General features: G+C 65.5%; 19 protein-coding genes. 11 read left to right on the top strand and 8 right to left on the bottom strand.

Annotated features, from left to right (window positions below):
* The first annotated feature begins 17 nt into the window (after positions 1-17).
* A complete protein-coding gene (locus tag ASE59_RS08230) occupies positions 18-353 on the top strand; it encodes a four-helix bundle copper-binding protein (RefSeq protein ID WP_056454911.1) in 336 nt (111 codons plus the stop codon).
* A 33-nt stretch (positions 354-386) separates the two neighbouring features.
* Here ASE59_RS08230 and copD read toward each other — a convergent pair whose 3' ends face one another.
* The gene (gene copD, locus ASE59_RS08225; RefSeq protein ID WP_056454908.1) at positions 387-1,316 is read right to left on the bottom strand and encodes a copper homeostasis membrane protein CopD; all 930 of its coding nucleotides are present in this window, start codon (positions 1,314-1,316) and stop codon (positions 387-389) included.
* Between the two features lie 2 nt (positions 1,317-1,318).
* Positions 1,319-1,690: a copper homeostasis periplasmic binding protein CopC gene (gene copC, locus ASE59_RS08220; protein ID WP_056025248.1), complete on the bottom strand. Its 372-nt coding sequence runs from the start codon at positions 1,688-1,690 to the stop codon at positions 1,319-1,321.
* A 119-nt stretch (positions 1,691-1,809) separates the two neighbouring features.
* Between copC and ASE59_RS08215 the strand changes: the two genes are divergently transcribed.
* From ASE59_RS08215 to ASE59_RS08175, 9 genes are all read left to right on the top strand, one after another.
* Complete coding sequence (locus ASE59_RS08215) at positions 1,810-2,082, top strand: hypothetical protein (protein ID WP_056025246.1); 273 nt, start codon at positions 1,810-1,812, stop codon at positions 2,080-2,082.
* Complete coding sequence (locus ASE59_RS08210) at positions 2,079-2,519, top strand: periplasmic heavy metal sensor (RefSeq protein ID WP_056025244.1); 441 nt, start codon at positions 2,079-2,081, stop codon at positions 2,517-2,519. The genes ASE59_RS08215 and ASE59_RS08210 overlap by 4 nt, the downstream gene beginning before the upstream one ends.
* Positions 2,516-3,109: an RNA polymerase sigma factor gene (locus ASE59_RS08205; protein ID WP_056025241.1), complete on the top strand. Its 594-nt coding sequence runs from the start codon at positions 2,516-2,518 to the stop codon at positions 3,107-3,109. The genes ASE59_RS08210 and ASE59_RS08205 overlap by 4 nt, the downstream gene beginning before the upstream one ends.
* A gap of 45 nt (positions 3,110-3,154) precedes the next feature.
* On the top strand, positions 3,155-5,131 hold the full coding sequence (locus tag ASE59_RS08200; RefSeq protein WP_056025238.1) for a copper resistance system multicopper oxidase: 1,977 nt from the start codon (positions 3,155-3,157) through the stop codon (positions 5,129-5,131).
* Complete coding sequence (locus tag ASE59_RS08195) at positions 5,128-6,342, top strand: copper resistance protein B (RefSeq protein WP_056454905.1); 1,215 nt, start codon at positions 5,128-5,130, stop codon at positions 6,340-6,342. The genes ASE59_RS08200 and ASE59_RS08195 overlap by 4 nt, the downstream gene beginning before the upstream one ends.
* Positions 6,333-7,088 carry a PepSY domain-containing protein gene (locus ASE59_RS08190; RefSeq protein ID WP_056025355.1) on the top strand — a complete coding sequence of 252 codons (756 nt, stop codon included), beginning with the start codon at positions 6,333-6,335 and terminating at the stop codon, positions 7,086-7,088. The genes ASE59_RS08195 and ASE59_RS08190 overlap by 10 nt, the downstream gene beginning before the upstream one ends.
* Positions 7,088-7,678, top strand: a complete 591-nt coding sequence (locus tag ASE59_RS08185) for a DUF305 domain-containing protein (protein ID WP_199860401.1) — start codon at positions 7,088-7,090, stop codon at positions 7,676-7,678. The genes ASE59_RS08190 and ASE59_RS08185 overlap by 1 nt, the downstream gene beginning before the upstream one ends.
* Before the next feature lie 81 nt (positions 7,679-7,759).
* Positions 7,760-8,134, top strand: a complete 375-nt coding sequence (locus ASE59_RS08180; RefSeq protein WP_056025231.1) for a DUF305 domain-containing protein — start codon at positions 7,760-7,762, stop codon at positions 8,132-8,134.
* Positions 8,135-8,192: 58 nt separating this feature from the next.
* Positions 8,193-8,633, top strand: a complete 441-nt coding sequence (locus tag ASE59_RS08175) for a DUF411 domain-containing protein (protein WP_056025228.1) — start codon at positions 8,193-8,195, stop codon at positions 8,631-8,633.
* A gap of 35 nt (positions 8,634-8,668) precedes the next feature.
* Here ASE59_RS08175 and ASE59_RS08170 read toward each other — a convergent pair whose 3' ends face one another.
* Positions 8,669-8,872 carry a hypothetical protein gene (locus ASE59_RS08170; protein WP_056025225.1) on the bottom strand — a complete coding sequence of 68 codons (204 nt, stop codon included), beginning with the start codon at positions 8,870-8,872 and terminating at the stop codon, positions 8,669-8,671.
* A gap of 422 nt (positions 8,873-9,294) precedes the next feature.
* The gene (locus tag ASE59_RS08165) at positions 9,295-10,062 is read right to left on the bottom strand and encodes a MauE/DoxX family redox-associated membrane protein (RefSeq protein ID WP_056025222.1); all 768 of its coding nucleotides are present in this window, start codon (positions 10,060-10,062) and stop codon (positions 9,295-9,297) included.
* Between the two features lie 63 nt (positions 10,063-10,125).
* Here ASE59_RS08165 and ASE59_RS08160 point away from each other — a divergent pair, with 63 nt between their 5' ends.
* A complete protein-coding gene (locus tag ASE59_RS08160) occupies positions 10,126-10,533 on the top strand; it encodes a MerR family transcriptional regulator (protein ID WP_056454901.1) in 408 nt (135 codons plus the stop codon).
* Positions 10,534-10,840: 307 nt separating this feature from the next.
* Here ASE59_RS08160 and ASE59_RS08155 read toward each other — a convergent pair whose 3' ends face one another.
* From ASE59_RS08155 to ASE59_RS08140, 4 genes are all read right to left on the bottom strand, one after another.
* Positions 10,841-11,323, bottom strand: coding sequence for a c-type cytochrome (locus tag ASE59_RS08155; RefSeq protein WP_056025216.1), 483 nt, complete (start codon positions 11,321-11,323; stop codon positions 10,841-10,843).
* Positions 11,324-11,335: 12 nt separating this feature from the next.
* Positions 11,336-12,571 carry a molybdopterin-dependent oxidoreductase gene (locus tag ASE59_RS08150; RefSeq protein ID WP_056025213.1) on the bottom strand — a complete coding sequence of 412 codons (1,236 nt, stop codon included), beginning with the start codon at positions 12,569-12,571 and terminating at the stop codon, positions 11,336-11,338.
* A gap of 89 nt (positions 12,572-12,660) precedes the next feature.
* The gene (locus ASE59_RS08145) at positions 12,661-13,812 is read right to left on the bottom strand and encodes a TDT family transporter (protein WP_056025209.1); all 1,152 of its coding nucleotides are present in this window, start codon (positions 13,810-13,812) and stop codon (positions 12,661-12,663) included.
* On the bottom strand, positions 13,809-14,436 hold a 628-nt coding region (locus ASE59_RS08140), incomplete at its 5' end, for a LysR substrate-binding domain-containing protein (RefSeq protein ID WP_235515691.1). The genes ASE59_RS08140 and ASE59_RS08145, both read right to left, overlap by 4 nt.

Below are 14,436 nucleotides of genomic sequence, written 5' to 3'. Positions count from 1 at the left end.
CTTAGCGGAGACGACCGATGCACGACCAGATGAGCGCCGAAATGCAGGCCTGCATGGATGCCTGCCACCACTGCCACATCACCTGCCTGTCGATGACAACCCAGCATTGCCTTCAGGTAGGCGGTGCGCACGCTGCGCCTGACCACATCAAGATCATGTTGGATTGCGCGCAGGTTTGCGCCACCTCGCTCGACTTCATGGCCCGCGGCTCCGACCAGCATAAGCTCGTGTGCGGCATCTGCGCCCGGATTTGCCGGGCCTGCGCGGCGAGCTGCAAAGAGCTGGACGGCATGGAGGAATGCGTCGCTGCGTGCGAGCGGTGCGCCGAGGAATGCGAGAAGATGGCCGTGTGAGCGGCGAGGCGGGCGGCGTTCGGCCGCCCGCCCTCACATCACCGAAGCGGGTGGTTCGAGTGTTCCCAGCCATGCAACGAGCGCCAGAATCGCCACTGCGCAGCTCGCCTCGACCGCAAGGCTGCGCCGCAGGGCGCGAAGCGCGCCGTGATGATCGGCCGCGGCGATCGATCGCTTGATCGCCGGCGTGAGGCGAAAGCGGTTAAGCGATGCGAGCGCGAGCATCGCGCCGAAGAGGGCAAGCTTGGCTATCAGAAGCTGGCCGTAGCGCGTAGTCGGGAGGTCCGGCAGCTTGGCCAGGCCGACCAGCAACCACACATTGACGATGCCAGTGACGACGATGGTGCCGACGAGGATCGTGCCGACCAGGCCGAACCCGTGCAGGGCGCGATGCGTCAGGGTCAGATGGGCGGCGTCGACGCGACCGGCCGGCCGGGCGACGAGAAGCACGAGCCCGAGCAGGGCTCCGGCCCAGGCTCCGCCCGCAAGCAGGTGGAGAATGTCGGCGCCCAGATGCACCCAGCCAACAGCGCCCTCGTCCATCGCGCCATGTCCTGTCCAAGCAAGCGTGGCGAGCGCCACGGCCGCAGCGAACGCCACCAGGCCGAGCAAAGCCGCGCGACCGGCTGCCACGAGGGCCGCGACCGACGCCACCACGAGCGCAGCCATGCGCGCTTCCCACGCGGTGCCGGTCGCGGACCCGGAAAGGAGCATCCCGATCGCCTCCTGATCGACTGGCCAGGGCGGTGCCCCGGCCATCGCCGCCGCGAGCAGCGCGAGGGCGATCCCGGAGAACAGGAGGCCGAGCAGGCCGCTTCCGACGAGCCAGGGGCGCAAGGCGAGCGCGTCGGCGCGCTCGCCGGCTTTGAGGCCGTAGAGACTGAAGGCCGACAAGCCGAACAATCCGCTCAGCGTTGCATAAAGCGCGAAGCGAACCGCGATCAGCGGCCAGTCGGTCTCCACCCTTACTTGACCGCGAAGGCGAAGTTTCCGGCTACCCGGTGGGTGTCAACCGAGACCACGTGCCAAGCGACGCTGTAGCGCCCCGCGGCGAGCGGCGCCTTGGGCGTGACGACGAGCGTGCGGCCATCATCGGCGACTCCGGCCGCAGCCGCGACCTTCATGGGCGCGTGCGCGGTGCCGCCATGCGCGGTCATCATCAGGTCCGCGCCCGAGAACTTCGGCATCAGCTTTTCGCTGAACCGAAGCGCGAGACGCGCGGGCTTGGCGACAGTCGCGTTTGGCGCCGGTGAGGCTGACAGCAACTTAGGATGAGCCTGGGCGGCGCTGGCTAGCCCGAGGATGGCAAGGGCGGCAGGGATTAGGGCGCGACGCATGCGGTTACTCCGTGATGTTCTGTCCATTCTACGCGGCACGGTCGCGCACCCCTTACGCGACCGATGAGGGATGATGGGCAGCGCTGCGTAACCAGTGTTAGAGGGGCGGAGTGGAAAACATGGATGATCTGGACAGAGCGTTGGTGAGGTTGGCGGGAGCACCTGTTCCGGCTGCGCTGGACGACGTCGAAGCACGTGTTCTCGCGCGCATCGGCACACGGCCGGTCGTGCGACAGGCCGGGCTCGGCATCGGTGCGGTGACGGTCGCGGCATTGGCGATCGGCATGATCGGCGCCGAGCTGCCCGCGACCGCGAGCCCCGCGGTGTCGCTCGCACCGCTCGGCGGGGCCTCGCCGCTCGCACCCTCGACTTTGCTGATCGGCGAGCCGTGACCTCGACCAAGCGCGTCCTGCTGTGTGTCGTACTCGCCTTTCTCGCGGCGATCGGGGGCGTGTTCGTTGGACGTGCGCTGTTGCCCCAGCCCAAGCAGCCGGGCGCCGCGCTGCACGAGGTCCTGCACCACAAGCTCGCGCTCGATGCCGATCAGCAGGCAAAGCTGAAGGTTCTGGAGGACCGGTTCGCGGTGCAACGGCGCGCTCTCGAGCTGGAGTTGCGCGCGACCAATGCTCGGCTCGCCGAGGCGATCGAGGCCGAGCACGGCAACGGCCCGCGGGTCACGGCCGCGGTCGATCAGAGCCATGCCGCGATGGGCGAGCTGCAGAAGGCCACGTTGGCGCATATCTTTGCCATGCGGCAGCTTCTGCGCACCGATCAGACCTCTCAATTCGATGCTGCGGTGGTGAAGGCGCTCACCGACGGCCAGGGGTGAGCCTCGATTGGACCACGCTGTCCGATGGCGAGCTGGCGACGCTCAGCATTGCCGGTCGGCAGGCCGCTTTTGCCGAAATCGTGCGACGCTACCAACAGCCGGTGTTCCGGCTCGCGCGGGCATGCGTCGGCGAACCCGACGAAGCGCTTGATCTGGTGCAGGAGACGTTCGTCGCCGCACACCAGGCCCTCCCGCGCTACGACGGGCAGCGCGCCATGAGAGCGTGGCTTTCGACGATCGCGATCAACAAATGTCGTGACTGGGCGCGAAAGCGCACGGTGCGCCGGTTCTTCTCCTTCGCGGCCCCCATCGATCATCGGGCTGAAGCTGTGGTGGACGATCAGGTGGCAATCGACGACGGCGCAGCCGACCGCCAGGAGTTGGACCGGGTAACAGATGCCATTTCCGCTCTGCCCATGAATCTAAAAGAGGCTCTGGTGCTGCGCACCATCGAGGGTTTGAGCCAAGCCGAAACCGCCGACGTGCTGGGGATCAGCCAGAAGGCTGTCGAAACCCGCCTCTACCGTGCCCGCTCGCGCCTCCTCGAAAAGTTGAACACCGAACAAGGGATCGGCGTGCGGGACGCGTAGAAGGAGTGAAACGGGCCGGTAGCGGCCCACCTTCTAGGAGCTTTCATGTCGCGCGTTCTCGACCGCCGCCAAGTGCTGCGCGGTGCCACCCTAGCCGGAAGCGGCCTTGCTCTGTCGGCCTATATGCCGGCGTGGGCGCAGCCGGTGTCCGCGGGCATCGCCAAGCCGTTGCCGACAGTTTCGGGCGACGACATTACGCTAAAGATCGCTCACCAGATGATGATGATCGACGGGCGGCAGAGCCACGCGATCGGCATCAACGGCACCGTGCCTGCTCCGCTCATCCGCTTGCGCGAGGGGCAGAACGTGCGCCTCCACGTCGTTAATGATCTGGATGAGGAAACCTCTATTCATTGGCACGGGCTGCTGGTGCCCTTTCAGATGGACGGCGTGCCCGGCATTGCCTTTCCAGGCATCCCGGCACGATCGACCTTCACCTACGAGTTCCCGATCATCCAGAGCGGCACCTACTGGTATCACAGCCACTCGGGGCTCCAGGAGCAGGAGGGGCACTACGGGCCGATCCTGATCGACCCCAAGGACCCCGACCCGGTGCAGTTCGATCGCGAGCACGTCATCGTGCTGTCCGATCACAGCTTCCAGCACCCGCACTACCTGTTCGACCGCCTCAAGAAGGAGTCGGGCTACTTCAACCGCCAGCGCCAGACCCTAAGCGGGCTGCTGGCGGGCAAGGATCAGCCGCTCAAAGAGCGGCTGATGTGGGGCAAGATGCGGATGGACCCCGCCGATGTCGCCGACGTGACCGCCTCGACCTACACCTATCTGGTCAACGGCCATGGTCCCAAGGACAATTGGACCGCGCTGTTCCGGCCGGGCGAGCGGGTGCGGCTTCGGTTCATCAACGCATCGTCCATGACGACCTTCAACGTCCGCATCCCCGGCCTGCCGATGACGATCGTCGCGGCTGATGGGTTGAACGTGCGCCCCGTTCAGATCGACGAGTTCCAGTTCGGCCCGGCCGAGACCTATGACGCGATCGTCACGCCGCCCGACATGCGCGCCTACACGCTGGTGGGCGAGAGCGTCGATCGCTCCGGCATGGCGCGCGCGACGCTCGCACCCCGCGAGGGCATGGCTGCCGAAGTCCCGCCACTTCGCAAGCGGCCGCTCGCGACCATGAAGGACATGGGCATGGGCGGCCATGACATGAGCACGATGGATCACGGCTCCATGCAGGGCATGGGAAGCGCTGCGACGGGCGCACAGGCTGGATCAATGGCGGGCATGGACCATGGCGGTATGGACCATGGCGCAGGTGCCGGTTCGATGCAGGGCATGGACCATTCCCAGATGAACCATGGTGCCGCCGGCGCTGCTGCCGGCGCCATGGCCGGGATGACCGCGCCGCAGGGTCAGAGCGGCGCCATGCCCGGGATGGATCATGGGTCGGGTGCGATGCCGGGCATGACAGATGGGCAGCCGATGGCCGGAATGGACATGGGCAGCATGAACATGCGCGATTTCTCGAAGGCCCCGGGTGTGAAGAAGGGTCCGGGTGTCCAGACCATTTCGGCCATGCCAGTCGATCGCACGGGCGAGCCCGGTCAGGGCCTCGAGAATGTCGGGCACCGCGTGCTGACCTATCGCGATCTGGTGGCACTCGATCGCAATCCCGACACGCGGGCACCCGAGCGCGAGATCAAGCTCCACCTTACCGGTAATATGGAGCGGTACATGTGGGGTTTCGATGGCGAGAAGCTGTCGGAGAGCCCCGATCCGATCACCCTGCTGCACGGCGAACGGGTGCGTGTCACCCTCATCAACGACACGATGATGGGCCATCCCATTCACATCCACGGTCACTTCTTCGACCTGGTGACGGGGAAAGGTGCCTATGCGCCCCGGAAGCATACCGTGCTCGTCCAGCCAGGCGGCACGGTGAGCTGGGACGTGACAGGCGAGGAAGGCGATTGGGCGTTCCACTGCCACATGCTCTACCACATGCACGCAGGGATGATGCGCGTCGTCCAGGTCCGCAAGGCCGGGGAGGCATCAGCGTGAACCGGTCACTCCTTCTCGCCGGCCTTGCCTCGGCAGTCGTCGCCGGCCCTGTGTTCGGGCAGAGCATGGATCATTCCATGCACAACATGCCGGGAATGACCATGCCGGCGAAGCCCGCGGCCAAGGCGACCCCCAAGCCCGCGCGGAAAGCGGCAGCCAAGCCCGCGGCCAAGCGGAAGGCCCAGGTTCGGAGGGCCCCGCGTCGCGCTCAGGCCGCGCCGGCTCGGGTGGCCGATCCGCACGCCGGTCACGACATGAGCGGGATGCAGGGAATGGACATGGGCGCTCAGCAGCAGCCCGCGCCCGCGCAAGATCCGCACGCCGGGCACGACATGTCCGCCATGCCCGGCATGGGTTCCCCGGCAGCAGCCGGGCAGGACCCGCACGCCGGGCACGACATGAGCGCGATGCCCGGCATGGCGATGGATGGTAGCCAGACAGGCGCCAAGATCGGGACCGACCTCCCCCCCGGCAACAAGCCCGCTCCCGCTCCGCCCGGCGATCATCTCGCCGATCGTTTCTGGGGGGCGGATGCCATGGCCAGCTCCCGCGAGAACGACCTGCGGCGCGAGCATGGCGGGATGACCTACTATCAGGTGCTCTTCAATCTTGCGGAGTATCAGGCCCGCAAAGGAAGCGACGGCTACCGCTGGGATGGCGAGGCTTGGGTCGGAGGCGACATCAATCGCCTTTGGCTGAAGTCAGAAGGCGAAGGTGGTTTCGGCAAGGCGCTGGAGAGCGCCGAGGTGCAGGCGCTCTACAGCCATGCCCTCGATCCCTATTGGAATCTCCAGGCCGGCGTCCGCTACGACTTCAAGCCGAACCCGTCGCGCACCTATGCGACGATCGGGATCGAGGGCTTGGCCCCCTACCAGTTCGAGGTCGAGGGCGCGCTGTTCCTCTCCGACAAGGGGGACGTGCTCGCCCGCGCCGAGGGCTATTACGACCAGCGCATCACCAACTACTTCGTTCTCCAGCCCAGGGTAGAGGCCAACTTCGCCGCCCAGGACGTGCGGGAGACCGGGATCGGCTCCGGGCTGACGGACCTGGAGGCCGGTTTGCGGCTTCGCTACGAGGGCCGCCGTGAGTTCGCGCCCTATATCGGCGTGTCGTGGGAACGGCAGTTCGGCGACACCGCCCGCTTCTCGCGGGCGCGGGGCGACGACACAGGGGGCTTCAGCTTCGTCGCCGGCGTGAGGACCTGGTTCTGAGCCCGCGGCTCCGCCTCCACCTTGGAGCGAGCAAGATCCACCGCTGGCTTGCTCTCCTGATCGGCGCGCAGGCGATCGTCTGGTTCACCAGCGGCCTTGTGATGAGCCTGCTCCCCATTGACACCGTGCACGGCGATCACCGGATCGAACGGAACGCCGAGCCGGCGCTGTCGAGCACCCAAGGCTTCGCATCGTTGCCTGCCTTGCTGGCGTCGGCCGGAGCGCCGGTCCGCCAGCTTCAGCACCGAATGCTGCTCGGGCGAGCGATCGTTGAGGCACAGCTTGTGGATGGTCGCATCCGTCTGCTGGACGCTCGCACGGCTGCGCCGATCCCACCATTGGATGCCAGGGTGGCCGGGACGATCGCTCAGAAGGCGTATCGGGGGGCTGGTGTGCCCGCACCCACCATCGAGCGGATTGAACGAGCCAGTACCGAGTATCGCGGGGCGCTGCCGGCATGGAGTGCAACGTTCGCCGACGATGACGCCACCCGAATCTATGTAGCGGCCGAGACGGGACGGCTCACGTCGGTCCGAACAGGAACGTGGCGGCTGTACGACTTCTTCTGGGGTCTCCACATCATGGATTGGACGGAGCACGAGCGGTTCAACACGCCGTGGCTCAACGCTTTCGCCGCAGGCGGTCTCGTCTTCGCAGTGTCGGGTGCGATCCTTCTCTTCATGCGCTGGCCGAGACGGCCGCGCCGCAAAGCCGGGGGGCGTATTTCCAGACAGGGAGTCGCATGATGGACGAGCACCAAGGCAAGATGAACATGGGCATGGGCTACGGTCGTTTTGCGGCAATGGTGGCGACTTCGACCGTTGTCATGTTCGGGCTGATGTACGTGAACGTCTATGCCCTCGGGCATATAGAGTTCAGCCAGACGCGGTTCTGGATGGCCTTCGTGATGGGCGCCACGATGGCGATCATCATGCTCCTTTTCATGTGGTCGATGTACAAGAACAAGCGGACGAATGCCGCGATTATCGGCGGTAGCATCGTAGTGTTCGCGCTCGCGCTGTGGCTCGTCCGCAGCCAGGAGACGGTGGATGACGTGAGCTGGATGAAAGCCATGATCCCGCACCACTCGATCGCGATCCTGACGAGCGAGCGCGCGCACATCAAAGACCCCGAGGTGCGCAAGCTGGCGGACGGAATCATCGATGCTCAGGTTCGTGAGATCACGCAAATGAAGCGGGCCATTGCCAGGCTTGAGGCAAATCCTACGCCTGCGAATGCGCCCGACCTGCCTTCCTATCGTGACAAGCAGGTTCCCCCTCCCCCACCTGAAACTGATGATAGCGTCGGGGTGAATACCCTTCAGCCGATCCGCTGAATTCGATCATGGGCGTGAGGGATACGGTACGCGCGCCCGTATCCCTCCTGTGGGCGGGGGCGTTTACCCAGGAGAGACACGATGAAGAAGATGACTGTTTTGGCCCTCGCGGCCGCGCTCGGCGCCGCTCCGGCCATCGCCCAGATGCAGGGCATGGATCATTCGGGCATGAACCACGGTCAGATGATGAAGCCGACGCCGGCGAACCCCTATCCGCCCTCTGAAATGCAGATGCATCAGAAGATGATGTCGGCCATGGGCGCTGATGCGACCGAGACCTGGGTCCGCAAAATGGTCGAGCATCATCGCGGTGGCATTGCCATGTCGCAGATAGTGTTGCGCGAAACCAAGGACGCAAAGGTCCGCATGATGGCCACCAAGACGATCGCCGAGCAGAACAAGGAAGTCGGCGAGCTGAACGCCTGGCTGCGGGCGCACGGCAAGGCTGCACAGTGATCGGCCCCCGCCCCACCGCAGGGTTTGCCTGCGGTGGGGCGGCCATCTAGGAATAGACATGACCCGCATTCGCCTTCTCGCCGCTGTTGCAGCGTTCGCCATGCCGGTCGCAGCCGTGGCTGTCGGGCCGGTGCTGATGCACCGCGATCCGGGCTGCCCATGTTGCGAGAAGTGGGCGCAGCAGGTGAAGGCTCAGTTCGGTCGGGCGGTCCGCGTCGTCGACGACGCGAACCGGCCCGCGTTCATGAAGGCCCGGGGCGTGCCCGCGGACTTGGCCTCATGCCACACGGCCATCATCGACGGCATGACTTTCGAGGGTCATGTGCCAATCGCCGACATGAAGCGGGCTCTGGCAACGCACCCAAAGGGTGTGACGGGGCTCGCGGTTGCCGGGATGCCGATGGGCTCGCCGGGCATGGAGATGCCGGGCATGAAGACCCAGCCCTACGACGTCGTTGCGTTCGGACCTGGTGGACGCAAGGTGTTCGCCCACCACTGAAAAGGAGGGAGGCGCAGACGCCTCCCTCCCCTGGCTTACTTTTTGGGCATTCCGGACATGTCGTGACCGGCATGATCGCCGCCCTTCTTCATGTCCTTGCAGCAATCGCCCTTGCCGTCCTTGCAGCAATCGGCACCGTCTTTGCAGCACGCCATGTCGGCGCAGCAGGACCCGGCCGCGAAGGCTGCGGTCGGAAGGGCGAGCGCCAGCGCTGCGCCGATCAGCTTGAACTTGGTCATTAAAAGCTCCGTCGATTGAATGTGTGAAACCTGTTGGATGGTTACACGGCTCGTGGAGGTGGAGTGGCGGGCGGTATCAGCCACCCGTTCATGACAGGGGTCGGCGAAGGCCAAGCGGCGATCGGGAATGAGAATAACGGCTCTGCCCTCGCCAGGGCTTCCCCCGGGACGGCGATGCAGGGCGTCGCGCAGGCCGGCTGAGGTGCCTTCTTGTCCGGTGCCGAAGAGCCTTTTTCCTCGCACCCAGCCATTGCCGAGGCGATCGGAGCTGCTTGAGCACTGGTTTCGCAGATCGGCCCCAACCGGACGAGCAGCATCATCGCAAGCACGGCCAGGACGGCAGTGCGAACGAAGCTGACACGAGGGCGAGATCCGGATTTCACGCCAGCTATCGGCAGCCTTTTGGACCTGAAGTCAACGGCTCAGTGCGGCATCGAGAGCGCTGCCGGAGCGATCACCATCCATAGCGCCATGGCGACCATCATCACGTTCTCAGTCAGCGACAGGAAGCCCAGAGGCACATTGCTGTCCCCACCCACGCAGGCGCACTTGAGTTCGCGTTTGTCGACATAGACCGCCTTGATGACGGATACCGCACCGATCGTCCCGATGACGAGCGCGATCGGCACCGAAAGCCAAGTGAGGACACCAGCGGCCATCAGCACGCCCGCAACACCTTCTGCGTAGGGATAGACGTAGGAATAGGGCACCCAGCGCTTGGCGAGCAGATCGTAGTTGAGGAACATGCTCGAGAAGCTCTCGACGTTCTGAAGCTTCAGCATGGCGAGCACGCACATCGAGAAGGCGATGAACCATTCCCCAGCGCGGACCGTGAACGGCGAGCCGAAGGCAGCGTAGCTGGCCGCGAGCGCCATCAGCGCGGTCATGGCGAACACCGCGACTACGGGCCGGTAAGTGACCGCCTTGGGATCGCGCACCGCCTTGCCGAAGAAGCGGCGCAGATCGTCATAACCCCCTACCCGCTCGCCCCCGATGAAGGTCTGCGGTGTGGTCTTCACGCCGTGCTCCGCCTTGAACGCGTCGGTCTCCTCGCGCGTGCGCAGCCAATGATCCTCGACCTCGTAACCTTGCCGGCGCAGCAGATCCTTGGCCTTCACGCCATAGGGGCAGGTGTGCGTCGGCATCACCATGCGATAGATCGTTGCTTTCTTGGGCGCCGCGGTCGCCATCTCACTTCTCCATCCTGTTCGCGGAACCTATATAGGGTCCGTACTATAGTACGGAGTCAAGGCATGGCGGCACTGACGATTGCGGGTCTCGCGCGTGAAGGGGACGTCGGTGTCGAGACCGTGCGCTACTATCAGCGCCGAGGTTTGCTCGATACGCCGGACCGACCCGGAGGCTCCGGCGCGAGCGGTGGTATTCGGCGCTACGGTGTCGATGACGTGCGCCGCCTCCGGTTTATCCGCTCGGCGCAGGCAGCCGGATTCACGTTGGAGCAGATCGGCGAACTGCTAGCGCTCGACGCAACCGACGATCGCGCCCGCGCACGCGAGCTTGCCAATGAGCGGATTGCGGCGCTGGACACCAAGATTCAGGAGCTTGAGCGGGTGCGCGCCTCCCTTCGCCATCTCGCGAGAGAGTGCGGAAGCGGCTCGGCCGGGCCGTGTCCGATCCTTCAAGCGTTCGATCACGCTTGAGTGTTAGGCGCGCGCCATGTGGAGCAATGAAAACCCTGTGGACCGCGCTCATTGAACCGGCCGTTCTCTGGACGGCAGCTAGCCACCCACGAGCAGTCGGTCGGCCACCAGCGACGTCCTGCCGGTCGGCTCCCGACCCAAAGTCGGTCGTAGCCGAGGCACGTTGCCGATCTCCGAAGCGGGCATTCTGAACCACGGTTCTGACACACGCAAACCCTTGAGAGGCCGTGGTAGGTTCCACAGCGTCACAACCGACCGGTTATGACGACTTTCCCGATTGAAATGGTATTTTGGGATTATGGCTCGGTTAGCCGGTGCCACCTGAAACATCGGGAGCCACCTTGGGATCGGGGTCTTGCGCCTTGCCGGTTGCGGGTGCCGCCTTCTGATGCGGCATGGCGGTGAGATAGGCGACAATTTCGTCGACATCCTTCTCGGCCACCGGCGCCTTGTAGACCTCGCGCATCTTGGTGACGGTCGCCTTCCACTGATCCGCCGATAGCGCAGGCTGGGTCAGCGCCATGCTGGCCGAGTGGCACGAAGTGCAGTTGGCGTTGACGACGTCGGCGTGCAGACCATCGGGATAGGTCGCGTCGTCGACCGGCAGGTCGACGCTGGTCGAGGCGAGCGAAAAGCCGCGGGCTGAGACGCTGGTGGGCGGTGCCGGCTCGGATGTCTCGGAGATCGGGGCAGGCGCCTTGCGGCTGCTCGGCGCCCCGATCGAGACGAGGATAATGCCGGTCAGGCCGATCAGGCCAGCGGCCATGATGCCGGGAGACGGGGTCTTCATGCTACTCGCTCCTCAGGCCGCAATGATGGTGGTGGTTTCGATGTTGCCGCGCATGAACCCGCCGGGGTTCCAGATCGGCTTCATCGGCTGAGCGACACCGTTGGCGTTCCAGCAGCGCACCATGATGGGGTTGGGACCGCGCCTAAGCGGCACGCGACCATCCCAGCGCCGGAAGCTATACTTGCCCTCATCCGATCCGAGCGTCGTCCTGTACCAGGTGCGGCCACCATCGGATGAGACATCGACCTTGGCGACGCCGCAGTCGCCGCCCATCGCGATCCCGCCAACCGGGATGGACGCTTCATAGGCGATCACCTGGCCATCCGGCAGGCTGGTCATCCAGCTACGCGGGATCATGCGGTTAATCGGGACGGTCGGGAAGTCTTTCTGTCCCGGCATCACGTTGGCGCCCGGCGTCGCCGGGATCTTGTAAGCCTTGGCCATCCAATATTGGTCGTCAGGGCCGGGCAGCACCTCGATCGCGTTCAGCATCTTGACCCAATAGGTCGAATACCAGCCCGGCACGATCAACCGGCAAGGGAAGCCGTTGAGGAGCGGCAGCTGCTCGCCGTTCATGCCGAAGGCGATCATCACCTCGCCGTCGCGGGCATGGTCGAGCCCAAGCGCCTTCTCGAAGTCGGGGGCGCCAGCGACGACCGGCTGATCGAGAGCGCCGAAGCGTACCTGTACCGCGCCTGCTTTGACCCCGGCGAGATCAAGCACGTCGCGCAGGCGCACACCGAGCCATTTGGCATTGCCCATCGCGCCGTTGCCCCATTGCGCGCCGGCGACACGCGGCTGGAACAACCCACGGCTGTTGCCCGAGCACTGATTGACCGCTGCCATCTCGACGCGCGGCAGGCGCAGCAGTTGGGCAAGGCTGATCGACAGCGGTCTGTTGACGTGGCCGAAGACCTTGAGGCGAAAGCTCTCGACGTCGATCGAGGTCGGGATGTCGGCCCAGTGCCAGCGGACGAAGAACTGGTCGTTGGGCGTGAACACCGACTTGTCGAACACGTCCATCGGCGTCTCCAACAGCGGAGGATGGATGCGTTGGAGGATCATGCTGCCCTTGCCAGGAAAGGCGCTGGTCATCGGCCGCTCGGCATTGCCGCCAGGCAGCTTCAGGTCGACGAGCTGCTGCGCCAGCGCAGGTGCTGCGGCAAGGCCGGCGGTGCCGAGCGCCGTACGCCTGAGAAAGCGGCGACGGCTGGTTTCACTCGCCAGCGCGGCGTCAAAATTGTCCATGACAAGGCTCTCCTGTGGCCAGCCACGCTGGCGGATCGAAGGGGCGTTCTGCAAGTGATCGGACCGACTGATCCGATCATCAGGGTGGATCAGTTCGGGGTAGCGATGCAGGGCGAGACGAACAGGTTGCCGCGCCATGCTCCGGCGAGCGTCTTGGCACCGACCAGCAGCCACATCGCCGCGAGCGCGATCGTCAGCACCGTGCCGACGATACCGAAGAAGCCGAGGTTCAGCGTCGTACCGAGGCGGAAGGTGGCGACGGTGTAGACGCCGAGCGGGAAGGTATAGCCCCACCAGCCAAGGTTGAATGGGACGCCGGCGCGCCAGTAGCGGATGGTGATGAGCGTCGCGAGCGCCAGCCACCACAGGCCGAAACCCCACAGGCAGAGCCCGGCGACGACGCCGATCCCTTGCGCGACGGTACCGACACCGACCAGCCCGTGCGCCGCGAGGATCGCCGGCGCATCCGCCCCAAGCACCAGCATACCCAGCGCCCCGGTGCCGATCGGCCCCAGCGCGAGCCAGGAGGATGCCGCCATGCTCTCGTGCGGGAGCTTGTGGAGCGCCATGCGCAGGATCAGAATAGCGAGGATGCCAAACGCGACCGGCACCGAATAGGCCCACAGCACATACGAGGTCGCGAGCGTCACGATCTGCGCGTGGGGATCGGTCAGATGCGGCGCGAGCAGCCCGCCGCTGGCACCCGCCACTTCCGCTGCGACGACCGGCAGCAGCCATACCGCGGTCATGCCGTCCAGGCTGTGCTCGTGGCGGGTAAACATCAGGTAGGGGATCAACACGCCGCAGGCGAGCGACATGGCGACGTCGATCCACCACAGGACGTGTGCGACCGGCATGATGCCGTTACCGAATCGCGCGATCCCGAAGGCGAGACATCCGTTGATGATCGTCGCCAGGCCCATCGGGATGGTCCCGATGAACATCGACACGGTGTTGTGGCCGAAGATGCGCCGTGCCTCATGCCCGAACATCGCCCAGCGCGCGCCATAGAGACCGGCGAACAGGATGAAGAGCGCGATGTTGAAGAACCACAACACCTCGCCAATCGGTTTGAGCGCGGGGCCGATGCCGGGCACCTGCGGCAGCGCGAGAGCGAGGATGCCGGTGCCCATGGTCGCGGCAAACCAGTTGGGTGTGAACTGGCGGATCATCTCGCGCGGGTGATCGAGCCTGCTTAGCGGCTTGAGGCCGGTCAGGGCCGAAGGTGCGTCGGCAGTCATGCGACCTGCTCCTTGATGAGGTCCGTCAGCGCGTCGGCCGCGCGGGTGCGATAGCGTTCCTTGTGGCGCAGCGCGTGGAAGGCGCGATCGGGTAACTCAAGCGCCAGCTCGACCAGATCGCCGGCCTTGAGCGCGCGTGCGACGACCAATCGCGACAACACAGCGACGCCGGCACCGGCCTCGACCGCGGTACGCACCGCCTCGTTGGACGGCAGCGTCATCGCTACCGTCAGCTGGGCCGGATCAAACCCGCGCGTTCGCAGCACGTCCTCGAAGGTCGAGCGCGTGCCCGAACCCTGCTCGCGGACGATCCAGCGTGCAGCGCGAAGCCAGTCCTCGTCGACACGCTCGGCGTCCCTGCGTCCGACCAGCACCATCGGATCGCGTCCGACTTCCCAATGCGCCAGCGCTGGTTCGTCCACTTCGCCTTCAACGAAACCGAGTTCCGCCGCTCCGCTAAGGACCTGCGCTGCCGCGCCTTCGGTGTTGTCGATCGCCAGCTCGACCGCGATCTGCGGGTGGCGCTCGTGGAAGGCGGCAAGCCTTGCGGGCAACCAGTAGCTTGCGATCGTCTGGCTGGCGACGATCCGCAACGAACCACGGGCAAGCCCGGCATAGTCCGCC

This window comes from Sphingomonas sp. Leaf10 (assembly GCF_001421245.1).
GTDB lineage: Bacteria > Pseudomonadota > Alphaproteobacteria > Sphingomonadales > Sphingomonadaceae > Sphingomonas.
This window is presented reverse-complemented; position numbering and strand designations above follow the sequence as displayed.